The sequence below is a fragment of the Alishewanella sp. HL-SH05 genome (assembly GCF_052655985.1).
The window spans coordinates 2,390,446-2,408,315 of record NZ_CP199753.1; the positions used below are offsets into that span (position 1 = coordinate 2,390,446).

A 17,870-nucleotide genomic window follows, 5' to 3' on the forward strand; every position below is an offset into this window, starting at 1 on the left:
AAATGCACTTTGGCTAATCACGGACGATGAATGACATCCACTGCCACCTTTACAAAACGCACCTTTAGCGCAATTTTTATAACGGCTTGCTTAAGCGTAAGTTTACTATCCTGCACTAAGTGGCAAAGCCCCACAGCCATAACCGATGACACTAAACCATCGGTCGAATCGAGCTTAGCGCTTATCGACTTTAAGACTCGGTCGTTAAATGAAACCGGTTTAATGCAGGTGCAGTTTCGCTTTAACCAAGCGCTACATATACCCGGGCAATTACCGCCCGCTGAGCTTACCGAGGCCATTGAATTTCAGCCTAAACTTAGCTGTCGCTGGCATTTCCCAGAGCCGAGCGTATTGGCCTGTGATAGCCAAGTGGCCACAGAGCAGCAAGTTACTGTGACGCTAACTGAGAAGCTAACAGCCTTAAATGCCCATTTAGCCAGCTCAGTCACTAAACACTTTAGCGCGGGAGCGTTTTTATTAGAAGTGGAAGGGCTAAGCGCCTTTATCAGGCAAAGTAGTTTTAATCAGGCGCACCTTTTAAAAGTAGATCCACGCTGGTCAGAAGCGCAATTAGCACAACTTCAATTACGTTTGCCCTCGGGTAAGGTAAGGCCAACAGCCTTAACTGGCGGGCACTACTACCCTGAAAATCAATATCGTTATCAAGAAATCAGCTTAGAAACCGATGAAACCGGCGAGCATCAGCTGTTTTTACCCGCTGGGGTGAGCCAGCCGGATGCACCAGAGCGGGTTATTTGGCAAGGCGAGGTGTTTACGCAAAATCGCTTTTTAGGCTGGTATTGCCTTGCTGAGCCTAGCCAAACTGCTATGACTTATACCGCAGATCACAGCGAAGAGCGGCAGTATCGCGCCATTGATCCACGCCACACCGACTGTCCACCACAGCAACTGGCACTGCGCATGTTGTTAGCAGAGCCCGTTGCAAAAGATTTTTTTGCTGATCATAACGAGGGTATCGGGCTTTTAGCTGAACATTGGGTCACAGGGCCTTATGCCGAAGGCAAAATCAGTCGCGAGGCTGATGGCACAACGCTGCTGCACTTATATCTAAGTGCTTTGGCCAGCTATCAGTTTCAGCTCACGGCTATTTTCCCAGAAGCCACTAACCTAACGTTTAACACCAACGCCGCCACGCCGTTTTGGCAAATGAGCAGACAAGACGATCAGGACGCACTCATGCTGCCTTGGCCAGAACAGGCCTGGCAGCAGCACTATGCCAAAAAACGCACCGCCTTTATCACGCAAACCGACGAGGCATTAGCCAGCAGCATTGCCGAAAAGCCTAAAGTGGTACCTGAAGTTCTCAGCCAGCAAAGCCAGAGCTTTGATCTTACGATCTATTATCAACATTTTACCAATTCAACGGCTTTTCAAACTTGGCTTAATAACTTATGGCAAGGCATACCGCCACGTAAAGCTGAGCGCTATGGCAAAGAGCATTCCTTATTTCCGGCTTTCACTGCCGCAGAGCTTGCCACGCATTTTAACACGCAGCAGCCTTGGCAAAGTGCGGTAAACGATGAACACTTTGCCGCTCGTAGCCCGCTTTTTAGCGGCGAAACACTGGCCCAAAGCGGCGTGTATGTTTATCAACTGGCGGATAACACCGGCAAAGCGGTGCAAAACTGGCTGCAACGGGCGGCCTTTAATCTACAGATTTTTCAGGCCGGTGATCTCGTTGTACAAGTGACCAATTGGCAACAACAACCGCAGGCTGAGGTAGCGATCTCACGGCTTTGTTTGGGCCAAGCCACACCGCTATTACTAGGACATACCGATCCAGCCGGGCGTTTAGCGCTGCCTAAACACCAATTAACACAAGGGCTGGCGGCACCTGAGTATGCACGTTGTTGGATCTGGAGCCAACAGCAAAACTTCATTGCCATTAACCCCTTGTATCTTGATGAAGAGGAACCTGCCCCACAAGCTTGGCTAGAAAGTAATCAGCCGGTGTATCAACCAGGCCAAAGTGCAGAGATAATGTTGCTGTTACGCCAGCAAAGTGCAGAGGGCCTGACTGCGCCTGCATCGCAAAGCGAATTTAAACTGACACTGAGCCGCCATGGCCAACAGATCTTAAGCTGGCCACTGACCAGTACACTTAGCGAGAGCGCCACCACGCCTTTTGTTACGATTGCCAAGATAAACGCCAACCCTGAAGCCTTTTATCACTATCACTTACCGGCTGCGCTCATCAAACACGCGGGGAGCTACAACGTGTCACTGCTTAAGCAGGATCGCGTTCTTAAAAGCCACTATTTTGAGGTGAAACCCTTGCGTTTACCGCTGTATCGGCTTGATACCGCCCACCCAGAGTACGTAACCCCGAAACAAAGCGCTGCGCTAACGCTTTCTGTAAGCTCAATGACAGGCGTACCAATACAAACCGAATTACAGCATGAGGCCAGTTGGCGACCGCTGCGCTACCACTATCAAAGAGGCTTTCCAAAAGGGTATCAATTTGATGATGAGGGTGATTACCCCACCCCTGCCAAGGTAATCACGCCTTACACAACCAATGAAAACGGACAGCTGAGTATCCCCTTACAGCTGCCAGCAGGCATAACGGTCAGTCATGGTGCCCCGGCCTATCAACACCATCATATTTTCGATGTCACCGATAGCTTAGGTGAACGCCAGCGCAGTGGTAGTGGCTTGGTTATTTACAATCGTACCCATTTAATTGGCCATCAGCGCATGGCCAACCTGCTGAAGTTAGTAGCGCTTGAGCTGGGCACTTTACACAACACATTGGTTAATACGGTGCCGGTTACGCAAGCGCTCTGGCGTGAAAGTGCCGATCCGACCTCAGCGGTGCTTGCACGCTGTATTACAAAGCCTGCGCGCTTGCCACTTGATTGTGCAGTCCCGACACAACTAAAAACAGCAGAGAGGCAATGGCTGTACTTGCATTTACACTACGGCACACCCAGCCAATTAGCCATAAAACAGGTCAATTTGACGGAGCAAAAACCCAGGTCAAAAGCGCTAAGCAAACCCCTCATTATCGCGCCTGGAACCTTAAATAGCTGGCCAGCAACGCTGGATATCAGTATTCAAAGTGAGATAACGCGTGATGCGTTATTGTTTGTGCTAAGCCAAGGTATTGAACAGGTTATGCCACTGCGACTTACGCCAGGGGATAACCCCGTACAATTGGCGTTAACGCCAGCAATGCAGCCCGAACTGTCGTTAACACTGCAGTATGCCGATGAACAGCAACAGTTAACGCGCATCACGCATGACATCCGTGCCGCTGACAGTATCAGCGCCTTACCTTTTACGCTGTCACTGTTAACGCCGGCTACAGCGTTACAGGCAGATAACAGTGTCGATATTGAGATCACAAGCAAGAGCACCGCTTCGGTTATGCTGTTTTGGTTAGATGAGGCGCTGCTTTATCACACCCGCAGTGGCGCCCTAGGTAACCTAAATCCTAATGCTCTGGTTTCACGTTTTAAAGCGTCTTACTTGTATGCTACTGATTTAGCCAGCGCCTTTGAACCTGAGCTTATAACACCCTTCATTATGGCGCAGTGGCCATTATCTGCCCGTATGCTAAGCGCTGGCCTGCAATTCGCTATGGCAGATAGCGCAGTGAGAAGTTCAGAACCCCCAGCATTACCTCAGGCCGAAATTCCCCTTTGGCTAGGACAACATAGGCTTATGGCAAACAAGCCACTTCGTTTAACCCTGAATACACCGAAAAAACCGGGCAACTGGCATTTGGTAGCTATTGCGGCCAGTACACAACAGCAGCACAGCCAGTCTATTTCGACCTTAGTAAAGGCTAATCTCGAAACCCGCTTAAATGCCCCCGTTGAGGCGTTCGAAGGTGATGACAGCTATGCCAGCGTGATGCTCTTTAACCCAAACAAACAGGCTGAGCAGCAACAGCTAAGACTGCTACTAGATGATGAGCCTATAGCACAGTGGACAGTCACACTTGGCGCAGCAGAGCGGCAACAACATGCTATTGCGCTGCCAAAACGTCACGCCGGCCACTACACCTTGCGCCTGGAGCAGCTAAGCAACAGCTCAGATAACCCTGGCGTACCCAGGCTGCTACAACAACATAAGCTGCAGGTTTTAGCCGCGAAAGCCCAGCAGCAACGGCGCTTACTAACCAGCAATACCTCAAGGGTAAGCCTGCCTGTAGGGGCAACAGTACTAAGCGCCCAAGCCTTTGCTGCCGCTACCCAGCAAGCTGATTGGGCCGCCTTGATGCCACAGCAAACCGAGGCGCCAACAGAATGGTTTGAGCAACTGAGTGATTGGTTAATCGCTTACACTCTGTCTAATAAAGCACCAACTTGGGCCGGGCAAGTGCCGCTGTCAAACTGGGCAATTGCCTATCGTGATGATAGTGGTTATCGTCGTTATCAAACGCAGCAGGCCGATAACAGCAGTCAGCTTTATACGCTCTGGGCGCTACAGCACCTTGCTGCCCTGGGGGTAAACACCGGTGACTTGCTCTCTACCAGTAATATCGCCGAGGCAGAAAAACAATTAACTTCGCGCTATCGGCCATTATCTTTGGACGAGCAGGTATTATTGGCACTGTGGCAAAGCATGCGACAACGTGTGCCGCTTGAAACCTTGCAAGGTTTACGCAGCCAAGTGGGGCAAGCAAGCGATGCGGCCAGTTTAAAATTGCAAGCCCAATTGGTTGTTGCTTTAGGCCATTTACTAAACGAGGATGCAGCCTTACAACCGCAATACCAGCAATGGCAAAAGGCCCTTATCCAAAGTGGCTACCAGGATCAGTCTTTTAGCCAGTTAGATACCGTCACCGCCTGCTGGGTGTTATACGCAAGCCCCGTTAACCTGCCACGCTTACAAGGCTTAAAAAGCCGAATTGTCGAAGCACAACACGCAGCTGGCCATTTTGGCTCTGCCCAAGCGAATTTTATTTGTACACTGGCACTTTATGGTGCGAAGTCGCAAGCCGTCGCTAAGCCGGTTGCGGCTAAACTTCGCGCTGTATCTAACAGTGACGATTGGCAGCATAGCCTACCGGCCAATTATTGGTTAAGCGTGCAATTTGAGCAGCCGCTTAGCCGCATCAAGGCGTTACATCAGGGACTTGGGCTTAAGCGGCAGTTGTTAAAGTTGCAACAGGGACGATGGGTTACGGCAAATGAGGTGCTATCAGGCGATATTTTACGAGTACAATTTATCGTGCAAAGCCCTGTGTCACGGCGCGATCTCACAATTCATGAGCGCCTATTACCGGGGTTATTATTGTTACCGGCCCGTGATGCAGATACCTTACCTGAAGAGCATGCCACTCACACGGATAGCCGCAGCCAAATCATCAATACGCTTTGGCAGCAAGAGCAGCAATTACAGCTACAGGTTAATGCTATCGAGCAAGGAGAAACCATTTTGGAGTATCGTGTACTGGCGACCTTGCCGGGGCGTTATCAATTTGGCAGTAGCACCATTGTGCTAAATAATGATTGGTTAGTGTATGGTCAGAGCGCGGGCAGCGATAGTTTAACTATCCTGCCCCAGCCGTAGGTGGCATAAAAAAACGCGCCAGTATAAAGCCCAGGCCAGTAAGCAGTAAAGCGCCAATTAAGTGCAGCGCCGCTGTTGCGGCGGCATGGCTGTATTTTTGCTCTAGCAGCATTTCAATCACTTCAGCAGAAAAGGTGGAAAACGTCGTTAAGCCACCTAAAAAGCCGGTGATAATCAATAAGCGCCACTCTGGCGCTAAGTGAGAGTGTTGCGCCAACCATGGCACCGCCACCCCGACTAAAAAGCCGCCCAGTAAATTGGCAGTCAAGGTACCCAGTGGTAACACATGCCAATGTTGATTCAGCGCTGAGCCAAGTAACCAGCGCAACACCGCGCCACAGGAAGCGCCAACACTGATGGCAAGAATAGGTAGTAACATTGCGCACTCTTTGCTTGTTATTGGGGTTTGTGAAGCTCACCGCACTCTGCCAGCGCTCTGACAAACTAATCAGCTTTGGTGAAAACTTACTCCGTTAAAAATTGCAGTTGCGCCAATTCTTGATACAGCGCACAACTGTGTAAAAGCTCGTCATGCTTACCGCTGGCAATGACGCGACCTTGATCTAACACTAAAATGCGGTCGGCAGTCAGTACCGTGCTCAGTCGATGAGCAATGATCAAGGTAGTGCGACCTTGCATCGCTTGCTCTAATGCTTGCTTAACAGCGTGTTCGCTGCTGGCATCTAAAGCGCTGGTGGCTTCGTCTAATAGCAAAATCGGCCGATCCGCTAAAATGGCGCGGGCAATGGCAATACGTTGTTTTTGACCACCCGATAAGCGCACACCGCGCTCACCCAGTTGTGTTTCGTAACCGGCACTAAACTGCTGAATAAATTCGTCAGCACGCGCGGCTTGGCAGGCCGCTTTAACATCAGCCAAGCTGGCCTCTGGCCGACCATAGCGCACGTTTTCGACAACAGAATCGGCAAATATTACGGCATCTTGCGGCACCAGTGCAAATTGTGCGCGCAACTGCTGAGGGTCAAGCTGTGTAATGGCTTGGCCATCTAACGCTATGCTGCCTGCGGTAACATCATAAAAGCGTTGTAACAATTGAAATATAGTACTTTTACCGGCGCCACTGGGGCCAACAAGGGCTAAACGCTCACCGGGTTGAATGTGCAGATCCAATTGTGACAACACGGTTTGTTCAGGGACTTGCGGATAAGCAAAAGCAACCTGCTTAAATTGCAGCTCACCGCGCACCGGAGCGGTAAGCGTTAGCGGTTGCACTGGCGCACTAATCGTCACTGGCATTTCCGCTAATTCAATTAAACGCTCAGCCGCACCTGCGGCACGCTGTACCTCACCAATGACTTCGCTAATCGTCGCCATGCCGCCGGCTACCATTACGGCATAAAACAAGAAGGCAGTTAATTGCCCAGGGCTGACCTTCCCGCTCACCACGTCTAAAGCGCCGACATAACCGACAATGGTGATAGCGCCAATACTCAGCAGCATCACCGTACCAATTAACAACGCGCGATAAAAAATACGGCCGCGCGCGGCAGCGAGCACCTGCTCGATTTTTGCTTTAAACACAGTTTCATCGCGTGCTTCGTGACCATAGGCTTGTACGGTATGAATTTCGTGCAGACTTTGATCCACATGAGCACCAATAACGGCTAATTTGTCTTGGCTGTCTCGCGCCAGTTGCCGTACCTTTTTGCCTAACACTAAAATAGGTAACAGCACTAACGGCACCGCGATAAATACCAAGGCGGTTAATTTAAAGCTGGTAAAAGCCATCATAATTAAACCGCCGATAGCCGTCACCGCAGAGCGCAGTGCCATCGAAAGGCTGGATCCCACTACGCTTTGTAACAAAGTGGTATCGGCGGTAAAACGGGAAATGACTTCGCCAGTGCGCGTTTCACTGTAAAACGCCGGTGAGAGCCTCAGCATATTGTGATACACCGCATTGCGAATATCGGCACTGACGCGCTCACCCAGCCAGCTCATAAAATAGAAACGTAAAAATACCGCAACCGAGGCAAGTAAAGTGATGCCAAGCACCAGGGCAGTCAGTTGATTTAAACGCGCTAAATTTCCGGTGACAAAACCTTCGTCGACCATCAGTCGCACGCCCTGCCCTAAACCCAGCCAGGCTAAAGAGCCAATCAACAGAAACACAATCGCTGCGACCACACGGCCGCGATAGGGTAATAAAAAGCGGCCGATCCACGGTAATACTGCACGTGTGGCAACGCCTTTGCTGGCAACAGTCATACATTCCTCGGGTAAGTCAGCAAGTAGGCTAGCTTGTTAATGGTGACAACAGACACTGAATACAAGCGCTGATTAAACTTTAACGCTGCTGACTGGGGTATGGCCTTGTACCCGCTTCAAAATAATAAAATTTAAGTAATTTATTCACTTAGCAAAAAAGGACTGCGCACGTAGCGGTTCGTGCTAAACCTTACCCCTGGTTGGCCGATATAGCTTTATTGAAGGAAAAAGGGATCTGGCATAATGAGCAGCAAACACGATAACAGCAGCATTACTCCCGAGTTTACCGAAGAATTGCGTTATTTACACAAAGTGATGCAAGCCATTGATATTTTGGGCGAGCAACCTGAGCTCGCTGTGGTGGCCTATGGCCGGATCTGGCAATACCCTGATTTATTAAAAACCGCTATACGTTATGCGTGGCTGGCGCAATTACACGGTTTTGATATTGAACCGTTTCGGCGCTGGTATAACCGCGATGCCGAGATTTTTACGCATTATGGTGTTGAGTGGCAACCACATTAAGCTGCCACTTTTAGCCATTTATTTTAACCATCAATTAATTTCCTAATTCAAAAAAGCTATTAGACTGTTCGGAATAAGTTACTTTAAAAAAATTTGTTAGAGGTCTATAGTCAATGCAGTTACAAACGGCTTAGCCGTAAACGTTTTTGCAACGACCTCTACAAGGAGTGATCAATGAGTACGAACAATTCTTCTGGCAAATGTCCTATCGCGCACGGCGCGAATACAGCCAATGCCAACAGCACCATGACCTGGTGGCCAAACTCTCTTAATTTAGACATTTTGCACCAGCATGATCAGAAAACCAATCCACTGGGTGCTGACTTTAATTACGCCGAAGCCTTTAAAAGCTTAGATTTAGACGCCGTTAAAACCGATCTGAAAGCCTTAATGACCGACAGCCAATCTTGGTGGCCGGCTGACTGGGGTCATTATGGTGGTTTATTTATCCGAATGGCTTGGCACAGTGCCGGTAGTTACCGTATTGCCGATGGTCGTGGCGGTGCCGGTACCGGTAACCAACGTTTTGCGCCACTAAACAGCTGGCCTGATAACGGTAACTTAGACAAAGCACGCCGCTTACTATGGCCCATTAAAAAGAAATACGGCAATAAACTCTCTTGGGCCGATTTAATGATCTTAGCCGGCAACATGGCTTATGAATCAATGGGTTTTAAAACGTTTGGTTTTGCTGGTGGCCGCGAAGATATTTGGCATCCTGAAAAAGACACCTACTGGGGCTCAGAAAAACAATGGTTAGCCCCCTCTGGTAGCCCTGGTACTCGTTACTCTGGTGAGCGAGATTTAGAAAACCCACTCGCTGCAGTAATGATGGGTCTCATTTATGTCAATCCTGAAGGGGTTGATGGTAAATCCGACCCGCTTAAAACCGCACACGACATGCGCGTGACTTTTCAACGCATGGCCATGAATGATGAAGAAACCGTTGCTCTAACGGCAGGTGGCCACACCGTCGGTAAAGCGCACGGTAACAACAAAGAAAGTAATTTGGGCCCAGCGCCAGAAGGCGCGCCGATTGAAGAGCAAGGCTTTGGCTGGGTTAACCACAAAACCCGTGGCATAGGTCGCGATACCATGACCAGTGGTATTGAAGGCGCGTGGACTACCAACCCTACCCAATGGGATAACGGTTACTTCTATTTACTGCTAGAGCATGATTGGCAACTGACCAAAAGCCCTGCTGGCGCCAGTCAATGGGAGCCGGTGAGCATTAAAGAAGAAGATAAGCCGGTTGATGTAGAAGATCCGTCAATTCGTTGTAATCCGATGATGACCGATGCCGATATGGCACTGAAAATAGACCCAGAATATCGCAAAATCTCTGAGCGTTTTTATAAAGATCCGGCTTATTTTGATGACGTATTCGCTCGGGCCTGGTTTAAATTAACGCACCGTGATTTAGGCCCTCGTAGCCGTTACCTTGGCCCAGATGTGCCAGCAGAAGAGTTAATCTGGCAAGATCCGATCCCCGCTGCCGATTATCAACTTACCGATGCTGATGTGACAGCATTAAAAGCAAAAATCTTAGCCAGTGGTTTAACTATTGGTGAGTTAGTAGCAACCGCTTGGGATAGCGCCCGTACATTCCGTGGCTCTGATTACCGTGGCGGTGCTAATGGCGCGCGTATTCGTCTGGCGCCTCAAAAAGATTGGGAAGGTAACGAGCCTGCTCGTTTACAAAAAGTTTTGGCGGTGTATGACAAGATTAAAGCGGATTTTGCTAAAAACGTCAGTATCGCTGATCTTGTTGTGTTAGGGGGTAGCGCCGCTATTGAACAAGCCGCCAAAGCGGCAGGCGTGAATGTTAGCGTGCCCTTTGCTGGAGGTCGTGGCGATGCGACACAACAACAAACGGACATCGAAGCGTTTGAGGTGTTAGAACCCTTACATGATGCTTACCGCAACTACCTGAAAAAAGATTATGCGGTACAGCCAGAAGAAATGATGTTGGATAAAACGCAGCTATTAGGCTTAACCGCGCCAGAAATGACCGCGTTAATCGGTGGTATGCGGGTACTTGGCACCAACTATGCTGGCAGCAAACATGGTGTCTTTACTGACCGTGAGGGGGTGTTAAGTAATGATTTCTTTGTTAACTTAACCGATATGCAATACAGCTGGAAACCAACGGGCCGCAATAGTTACAACATTGTTGACCGTGACACCGGCACAGTAAAATGGACAGCGACACGAGTCGATTTAGTCTTCGGTTCAAACTCTATTTTACGTGCTTATGCCGAAGTGTATGCGCAAGACGATAACCAGGAAAAATTTGTGAAAGACTTTATTAACGCCTGGGTAAAAGTGATGAATGCCGATCGGTTTGATCTGAAATAATTCGCTTTTAAAAGAACTAAACAGGCACCCTCGCGGTGCCTGTTCTTTTTGGGTATACCTTAGGTCAGTAAGTCGCTCTATCGATACCGCTTATGGCCACAAGCCAAACACTAAACCGTACAATAGAAACTGACAGATATGATAGCCACCATCAATTAACCACAAGCGATTACTGCGCTGCACAAACTGATAATTAATACCAAAACTAGTGGCGACAAAACACACGCCAACTAATAAACCCATATGCAAGGCTGTGGCCAGCTCTGCAGACGATCCCATTAACACTGCAAAGGCATAAGCTGCCAGCAAACTGCAGATAAAACTGATACCAAATACTTTAGCGGGGTGACCCGGTGTTGTCGGTGCGCCACTTTCTTTCAGCCAAGCCTTACCAAACAGTAAGGGTGAATACCACAAGCCACCCAGCACAAAACTACTGATTGCCGCTACCAACACAGCAAATAGACTTACCTCAACCATGTCAATTCTCCATCACCACGGCAACGATGCCGGGTATGCCATAATCATCAAACCGGTAGGAATAATGAATCGTGATCCCAGCGATACCACTAAAAGGTTGAAAATGCATTTTAGCGGCATCTTCAGCAATGCCGGTAAATACCTCTTGAATAGATGCGATACCTTCATCCGATTTTAAAACTTCCACATTTTCTGCCAATGTCAGCTGATTTTCAGCCATCATTTCTTGTAAAAAGGTCTCAGCTTTAATCACATAGTTATAATTTAACAAACAACGATTATTGCTGCTGCTATACAAGGCAACGGCCCCAGTCAGCGTGGTCATATAATCAACGGCTATTGGCGCTTGTTGCTGAATATCAGCAACCGCACCTTGCAAACTTTTGCACACTGCCTGTGGTGTTGCCGCTAAGCTTTGATAACACACTAACCCTAATGCGAATAAAACAACCGTTTTCTTCATTCCTTTACCTTATTATTGTTGTTAATGGATCTCGTTCGCGCACCTGTCGGTTGTACATAAAACTTTACCCCTTGCCAGGGTTTTCGTCATTTTAACGTATTAAAAAACCCCTATTATGGGTAATGCGTTTTTTAAAACAGCCCAACTGCCAGCTGTGCCCACACCAAACAGAATAACGCGACACAAAGTAGCAGTAAGCTAAGCCGCGTTATTCTGCCAGTTACTTTGCGCCTAATCATCAAAATAGTAAAACCGAACATAAACAATAACCCGGCTGCCACTATAAAGTCAGTGAAGCTCCAATAAACTTCTGCGGTAACTTGCATAGCTAAAAAAGGCAACATTAACAGCGCGAAGATGCCAAATAGCAATGTAAATAAACGGCGTTGGTCAATAAGGTTTTGCATAATCTAAACACCATGGTGAGGTAACAGCGCGCGCAACCTCTTCACCTAGTGATAAACGCCACCGCTGCCAAATAACAATCATCTGATTAAATATAGCTTAATATTGCTAAGGTGAAATAACGCTATTGTTTGGCAAGACCATGCTGCAGCAAACTGCAGCGAAACCGCCGTATAAAAGCATTCACTACAAAATAATTATTTAAAATTAATAGCTTAAATTTAAGCCAGTTTGGGTGTGCCTTCTAATTGTGCTACACTGTATCGCTTGTTTAACAGACCCATCTAAAACAGGCACTTCACATGATCAAAAAATCACTGTTGGCATTCTTTATTACTGCCGCCTTAACACCCGCTACCGTTGCAGCTGATGAGCAACAAGATGTCAAAGCCCAACTCGAATTATTAAAAGCACAAATCGCCCGTCTTGAAGCCCGTTTAGCGCAACAAGAAGCGGCAACAGCTGACGCTAAAACCGTCACCGTTGTTGAAGAAGTTGAAATAGCGGCCACTGAGCCGGCAGAAAATAAAGCAGACGGTATTCGCGTGGGGGGTGCTATCCGTACCAACTTTAGTCATACCTCTTATAGCGATGGTAATAAGAACCGTGGCGGTGATTTTGATTTTGATATTTTTCGCTTAAACCTGCATGGCAGCGTGGGCGATGTCACGTTGGATGCCGAAATTCGTTTCTTTGATTATATGACGGCCATTAAATATGCCTATGTTGGCTATCAATTATCTGAAAATTGGCAAACGCAAGCCGGTATTATTCAAGTGCCGTTCGGCAACTGGCCTTATAACTCGCATAACTACTTCTTTAGCACCAATTACTACCTTGGTTTAGAAGATGATTTTGACTTAGGGATCCTGTTTAAGCGACAAATTGCCGATAACTGGCAGTTAGACGTGGGCTTTTTCAAAAATGATGAGCTCGGCGGCGTAGATGGCTATGTCGAAGACCGTGCAGATAGTTATTCTTATGACATCGTGGGCGGCCGTGTCGGCAACGAAGGGATTTATGCCGATCCCAGTTACGCAATTGGCGAATACAACACCTTAAGTGGTCGCTTTGCTTATCACACCGAATTTGCCGGGGTAAAAACCGAACTGGGGATCTCGGCTTTAGCTGGGGGCTTACATGACGGTCGGCAACGTGCGGGTGACTACAATGCCTTTGGTTTACACCTAAACAGCCACTACGGTCGCTGGAACTTACAGCTACAGCACACTGAGTACAACTACAACTTAGATGACACCACTCGCATCGCCGTTGGCGCTTATGCTTTTTACGACAGTATTGCCGCTGAAGCCAAATCAATAACAGCTAATATTGCTTACAGCCTGCCCGTGCAATGGGGCCCAGTAACGGGTCTGCAATTTTATAACAACTACGGCTTGGTATATGACAAATCAGACGGTACCGCCGATACCATGATGAATGTCGCCGGTTTCTCTGTTGCTGCAGGCGGTCTCTTCACGTATTTCGATTTAGTGCATGCTCGCAACCAACCCTTTGTTGGCGGCAGTGCTGCAGGTAACAGCGATGATACCGAGCGCCGTTTCAACATCAATATTGGTTATTATTTCTAAGCAAAGGATTTAATGTATGACACAACAAAAAGATCCGATGATCCCCGATGGGGCCGTCAATCCGATTGATACGGATTACCAAATTGGTCAAGACAATGTTGTCGTGAAGATTGGTCCTTTTGGTCTGGATATTCACAACCGCGTATTTTTGATTTCCGCTTTAGCGATTATCGCTTTTGTCATTTTAACCCTAGTATTTCGGGAAGAAGCTGGCCCAGCCTTTACCACTTTGCGTAATACCTTAACCTCAAACCTCGACTGGTTTTTCCTATCGGCAGCCAATATTTTTGTGCTGATTTGTTTGGCGCTTATTGTCAGCCCCTTGGGCAAAGTTCGTTTAGGCGGTACTGAAGCCACACCGGATTTTAGCTATATGGGTTGGTTTTCCATGCTGTTTGCCGCCGGTATGGGTATTGGCTTAATGTTTTATGGTGTTTCTGAGCCACTAACACATTTTGGTACAGCAATGCAGGGCACACAATTTACCGACGGTGTACGCACCGACTGGGCGCCGTTAGGCGGTGCCGCGGGTGACAGCGCCGCTGCAGCAGAACTTGCGATGGCAGCAACGATTTTTCACTGGGCGCTGCATCCATGGGCGATTTATGCCATTTTAGCCTTAGGTTTAGCCTTATTTAGCTTTAATAAAGGCTTACCACTGACCATTCGCTCGGTGTTTTACCCTATCTTAGGTGAACGCGTTTGGGGCTGGCCTGGGCATATTATCGATATCCTCGCGGTGTTTGCTACCCTATTTGGTTTAGCCACCTCGTTGGGTTTTGGTGCATCACAAGCCAGTGCCGGTTTAACCTATTTATTTGATATTCCAGGTGGTACTACTACCCAAGTACTGTTGATTATTGGTATTACCGCAATCGCCTTATTCTCTGTGGTTGCTGGCTTAGAGGCCGGTGTTAAACGACTGTCGGAAATTAATATGGTATTAGCCGCGTTACTGCTGCTCTTCGTGATTATCGTTGGCCCGACGTTAGCGATCTTCTCCGGTTTCACCACCAACCTGATTAGCTACCTAGAACATTTACCCGCACTGTCTAATCCGATTGGTCGCGAAGATACCAATTATTCACAAGGCTGGACGACCTTTTACTGGGCATGGTGGATCAGCTGGTCACCGTTTGTTGGTATGTTTATCGCACGGGTTTCTCGTGGTCGTAGCGTACGCGAATTTTTAATTTCAGTACTGTTAATCCCGTCATTAGCCTGTGTATTCTGGATGACCGTATTTGGTAGTACCGCCATTAGCCAAGTGGTGCAAGACGGTTATCAGGCGGCGGTAGAAGCGGCTTTACCTCTGCAATTATTCGCCATGCTTGATGCGTTACCGCTAGCGCAAATCAGTTCGTTTATTGCGATTATTTTGGTTGTGGTGTTTTTTGTGACCTCTTCAGATTCAGGCTCACTGGTTATCGATACCATTGCCGCCGGCGGCAAAGTAAATGCGCCAACGGTACAACGTGTGTTCTGGTGTACTTTTGAAGGCTTAGTTGCGGTAGTGCTATTACTGGGTGGCGGCTTAACGGCCTTGCAGGCCATGGCGGTCTCAACCGGCTTGCCGTTTACCTTGGTGCTTTTGGCAGCGTCTATCGCTATTATCAAAGGTTTGATGTCTGAACCTAGACCGGATTAAACGACCCAATGAGCAGCGATCAATTAGAAATTGAACAACTCGAGGTATTACGTTTCTTGCAACGACACTCGCCTTTTCAAGAACTGTCGTTGCCGGAGCAAACCACTTTGGCACAACAGATTGATGTGGCCTATTATCGCGCTGGTAGCGAGATCCTCACCTACAATGCTCCGTTAGATGCCTTGTATGTGATCCGCTCAGGTGTGGTTGAAACCTTTCGGCGTAATGGCGATTTATATAATCGCCTAGCTGAAGGCGGTTTGTTTGGTGAACAGGGTTTGTTGCGTGGTAAAAAAGTGCGCTTCCCTGCCCGTGCGCTGGAAGATACATTAATTTATTTAGTGCCTGCAGTAGCCTTTGAGCAATTGTTCGATAATAACGAATTTTTCGCTGATTATGTCGAAGTCGGTGATGCGATGCGTCGCGCAACACCTCGCTTGGCCAAAGCGGCGGATCATCAGCTAATGAGTGCCCAGGTCTGCGAGTTAATTAATCGTGAACCGGTCATGTTGTCAGCGGCTGCCACAGTGTATGAAGCGGCGGCTTTAATGCGCGAGGCGAGCGTGTCGTGTTTATTATTAACCGATCCTGCAAAGCCTGAGCATATTTGCGGTTTAATTACCGATCGCGATATTCGTAATCGCTTAGTTGCCGCGGGTTTGCAAAGTGATATTAACGTTCAGCAAATCATGACGCGAGAACTGGTCACTGTGCAAGCCGAGCAGTTTGTGTTTGAGGCGATGATGATTATGCTGCGGCATAATTTGCATCATTTACCGGTGTTGCAACAACATAAAGCGCTGGGTGTGATCGCCATTGCCGATATTATTCGACACGAATCAAACAACAGCTTGTATATCGTCAGCAGTATTTATCAGCAGCAAACGGTCGCAGAATTAGCGCAATTGCGCCCTGCGGTGCAAGCCTGCTTTGTAAGAATGGTTAACGAAGACGCGAATTCGCAAATGATTGGCAGTGCCATGGCTACCATTGGCCGTAGCTTTAAACAGCGTTTGCTAGAATTAGCCGAACAACAACTTGGCCCACCACCTATACCCTATTGCTTTGTCGCTTTAGGCTCAATGGCGCGAGATGAACAACTGATCGTCACCGATCAAGATAACGCACTTATCTTAGATGACCGCTATGTTGCCGAGCAACATGATGCTTATTTTGCAGCATTGGCCAACTTTGTTTGTCAGGGGTTGGATCAGTGTGGTTATCCATTGTGTACTGGCAATATTATGGCGACAAATCCACGTTGGCGGCAGCCTTTAAAGGTGTGGCACCAGTATTTTAGTGACTGGATCTTAAAACCGGCACCCGAAAAACTGCTACACAGTAATATCTTCTTTGATTTAGACGGTGTCTGGGGGAAAAACCAATGGGCGACGCAACTGAATCAACACATTGCCCAACAAGCACCTTTGCATAAAACCTTTTTGGCCTCGATGGCGCGCAATGCGCTACTGCGCACGCCACCCCTGGGCTTTTTTCAAGATTTTGTAATGGATGAAGATGGTAAGCATAATAAATCGTTGAATATTAAACGCCGCGGTACCGCGCCATTAGCCGATTTATTACGCGTGTATGCCTTATCGCTGGGCTTTGATAACCCGAGTAGTTACCAACGTTTAGCACGATTAAGTAAATTGAATATCTTACCAAAAGGTCGGGCTGACGATTTACGGGATGCCTATGAAGTGATTGCGATGACGCGCATTCGGCATCAGGCAGCCATGTTACAACAACAGCAAAACCCCGATAATAATGTCCTACCGGAACAACTGTCTGAATTTGAACGTAAGCATTTAAAAGCGGCCTTTCAAGTGCTGGCTAATGCGCAGAAGTTTCTTAAATTTCACTTTCAGGCCTAACCATGTTCTATCTTGGATCAACTCAGCCCAGCCCCACTCGCCTGAATTGGCAGCAACGTTTTAGAGAGTTGGCCCAAAGTAGCCGGCATGTATTGCTACGCCAATATTATCAACAAGGTGTAGTCAGCCCCGAGACACCGGTGAGCGAAACACCCATCATGGCATTGGATCTGGAAACCACCGGCTTAGATCCCCGCCAGCATGGTATTGTAAGTATTGGCTTAGTGCCGGTACAGGGGCAGCGTATTTTAAATTCAGCGGCGCAGCAATGGCTGGTTAAACCGCGCTTTGAGTTAACCAACAGCTCGGTGCGCGTTCATCGCATCACCGACAGTGCGCTACAAACTGCGCCCGATCTGATTGAGATATTACCCGAGTTTTTAGCGGCCATTGCCGGTAAAATTTTATTAGTGCATTGTGCCGATATTGAGCGGCGCTTTTTAACCGCCGCTTTGCAGGTTCGCTTAGATGAGCCATTGCAGTTTCCGGTGATTGATACGATGGCCTTAGAAGCCAAAGTGCATCGCGCTAAACCGTTGAGCTTATGGCAGCAATTTCGTAAAACGCCCCGCACTTCAATCCGCTTATCGGCCAGTCGGCAACGCTATGGCTTACCGCCCTATTTACCGCATCATGCGGTCACCGATGCTTTAGCCTGCGCAGAGCTATTTCAAGCACAGCTCGCCACCCGCTACACCCCAAACACACCGATTGCTGACTTGTGGAGCTAACGCCCCCTCTGGTTAAAA

Annotated in this window: 12 protein-coding genes; 7 read left to right on the forward strand and 5 right to left on the reverse strand. The window is 48.1% G+C overall.

The window, feature by feature from the left end:
- Positions 1–30 precede the first annotated feature (30 nt).
- A complete protein-coding gene (locus ACUJFL_RS10840) occupies positions 31–5,544 on the forward strand; it encodes an alpha-2-macroglobulin family protein (RefSeq protein WP_445427477.1) in 5,514 nt (1,837 codons plus the stop codon).
- Here the strand turns inward: ACUJFL_RS10840 and crcB are convergent.
- Together crcB and ACUJFL_RS10850 are read right to left on the reverse strand one after the other, a co-directional pair.
- Positions 5,525–5,923 carry a fluoride efflux transporter CrcB gene (gene crcB, locus ACUJFL_RS10845; RefSeq protein WP_445427478.1) on the reverse strand — a complete coding sequence of 133 codons (399 nt, stop codon included), beginning with the start codon at positions 5,921–5,923 and terminating at the stop codon, positions 5,525–5,527. The two genes, ACUJFL_RS10840 and crcB, sit on opposite strands and share 20 nt — an antisense overlap.
- Before the next feature lie 86 nt (positions 5,924–6,009).
- The gene (locus ACUJFL_RS10850) at positions 6,010–7,773 is read right to left on the reverse strand and encodes an ABC transporter transmembrane domain-containing protein (RefSeq protein ID WP_445427479.1); all 1,764 of its coding nucleotides are present in this window, start codon (positions 7,771–7,773) and stop codon (positions 6,010–6,012) included.
- Between the two features lie 243 nt (positions 7,774–8,016).
- Between ACUJFL_RS10850 and ACUJFL_RS10855 the strand changes: the two genes are divergently transcribed.
- Positions 8,017–8,298 (forward strand): hypothetical protein, encoded by a 282-nt coding sequence (locus ACUJFL_RS10855; protein WP_226752099.1) that lies wholly within the window; start codon positions 8,017–8,019, stop codon positions 8,296–8,298.
- A 174-nt stretch (positions 8,299–8,472) separates the two neighbouring features.
- Positions 8,473–10,656 carry a catalase/peroxidase HPI gene (gene katG / locus ACUJFL_RS10860; protein WP_445427480.1) on the forward strand — a complete coding sequence of 728 codons (2,184 nt, stop codon included), beginning with the start codon at positions 8,473–8,475 and terminating at the stop codon, positions 10,654–10,656.
- 90 nt (positions 10,657–10,746) lie between these two features.
- On the opposite strand, the gene ACUJFL_RS10865 is transcribed toward katG, so the two are convergent.
- The 3 genes from ACUJFL_RS10865 to ACUJFL_RS10875 form a co-directional block, all read right to left on the reverse strand.
- Positions 10,747–11,136, reverse strand: a complete 390-nt coding sequence (locus tag ACUJFL_RS10865; protein WP_445427481.1) for a DUF1761 domain-containing protein — start codon at positions 11,134–11,136, stop codon at positions 10,747–10,749.
- Position 11,137: 1 nt separating this feature from the next.
- Entirely contained in the window at positions 11,138–11,599 is a 462-nt protein-coding gene (locus ACUJFL_RS10870; RefSeq protein ID WP_445427482.1) for a hypothetical protein, read from the reverse strand.
- 131 nt (positions 11,600–11,730) lie between these two features.
- Positions 11,731–12,006, reverse strand: a complete 276-nt coding sequence (locus tag ACUJFL_RS10875; protein WP_226752103.1) for a hypothetical protein — start codon at positions 12,004–12,006, stop codon at positions 11,731–11,733.
- 300 nt (positions 12,007–12,306) lie between these two features.
- Here ACUJFL_RS10875 and ACUJFL_RS10880 point away from each other — a divergent pair, with 300 nt between their 5' ends.
- Genes ACUJFL_RS10880 through ACUJFL_RS10895 form a run of 4 tightly spaced genes read left to right on the forward strand, consistent with a single transcriptional unit; the run spans position 12,307 to position 17,852 of the window.
- A complete protein-coding gene (locus ACUJFL_RS10880) occupies positions 12,307–13,596 on the forward strand; it encodes a carbohydrate porin (protein WP_445427483.1) in 1,290 nt (429 codons plus the stop codon).
- Between the two features lie 16 nt (positions 13,597–13,612).
- Positions 13,613–15,244, forward strand: a complete 1,632-nt coding sequence (locus ACUJFL_RS10885) for a BCCT family transporter (protein WP_236129555.1) — start codon at positions 13,613–13,615, stop codon at positions 15,242–15,244.
- A gap of 8 nt (positions 15,245–15,252) precedes the next feature.
- The gene (locus ACUJFL_RS10890) at positions 15,253–17,121 is read left to right on the forward strand and encodes a DUF294 nucleotidyltransferase-like domain-containing protein (RefSeq protein ID WP_445427484.1); all 1,869 of its coding nucleotides are present in this window, start codon (positions 15,253–15,255) and stop codon (positions 17,119–17,121) included.
- Between the two features lie 2 nt (positions 17,122–17,123).
- Positions 17,124–17,852 carry a 3'-5' exonuclease gene (locus tag ACUJFL_RS10895; RefSeq protein ID WP_445427485.1) on the forward strand — a complete coding sequence of 243 codons (729 nt, stop codon included), beginning with the start codon at positions 17,124–17,126 and terminating at the stop codon, positions 17,850–17,852.
- Positions 17,853–17,870: the final 18 nt, after the last annotated feature.

Bases quoted from the DNA above. Each gene is read 5' to 3' on its own strand.
- katG (WP_445427480.1), top strand. From the start codon at position 8,473: ATGAGTACGAACAATTCTTCTGGCAAATGTCCTATCGCGCACGGCGCG.
- ACUJFL_RS10840 (WP_445427477.1), top strand. From the start codon at position 31: ATGACATCCACTGCCACCTTTACAAAACGCACCTTTAGCGCAATTTTT.
- ACUJFL_RS10865 (WP_445427481.1), bottom strand. From the start codon at position 11,136: ATGGTTGAGGTAAGTCTATTTGCTGTGTTGGTAGCGGCAATCAGTAGT.
- ACUJFL_RS10895 (WP_445427485.1), top strand. From the start codon at position 17,124: ATGTTCTATCTTGGATCAACTCAGCCCAGCCCCACTCGCCTGAATTGG.
- ACUJFL_RS10890 (WP_445427484.1), top strand. From the start codon at position 15,253: ATGAGCAGCGATCAATTAGAAATTGAACAACTCGAGGTATTACGTTTC.
- ACUJFL_RS10870 (WP_445427482.1), bottom strand. From the start codon at position 11,599: ATGAAGAAAACGGTTGTTTTATTCGCATTAGGGTTAGTGTGTTATCAA.
- ACUJFL_RS10880 (WP_445427483.1), top strand. From the start codon at position 12,307: ATGATCAAAAAATCACTGTTGGCATTCTTTATTACTGCCGCCTTAACA.
- ACUJFL_RS10875 (WP_226752103.1), bottom strand. From the start codon at position 12,006: ATGCAAAACCTTATTGACCAACGCCGTTTATTTACATTGCTATTTGGC.
- ACUJFL_RS10885 (WP_236129555.1), top strand. From the start codon at position 13,613: ATGACACAACAAAAAGATCCGATGATCCCCGATGGGGCCGTCAATCCG.
- crcB (WP_445427478.1), bottom strand. From the start codon at position 5,923: ATGTTACTACCTATTCTTGCCATCAGTGTTGGCGCTTCCTGTGGCGCG.
- ACUJFL_RS10855 (WP_226752099.1), top strand. From the start codon at position 8,017: ATGAGCAGCAAACACGATAACAGCAGCATTACTCCCGAGTTTACCGAA.
- ACUJFL_RS10850 (WP_445427479.1), bottom strand. From the start codon at position 7,773: ATGACTGTTGCCAGCAAAGGCGTTGCCACACGTGCAGTATTACCGTGG.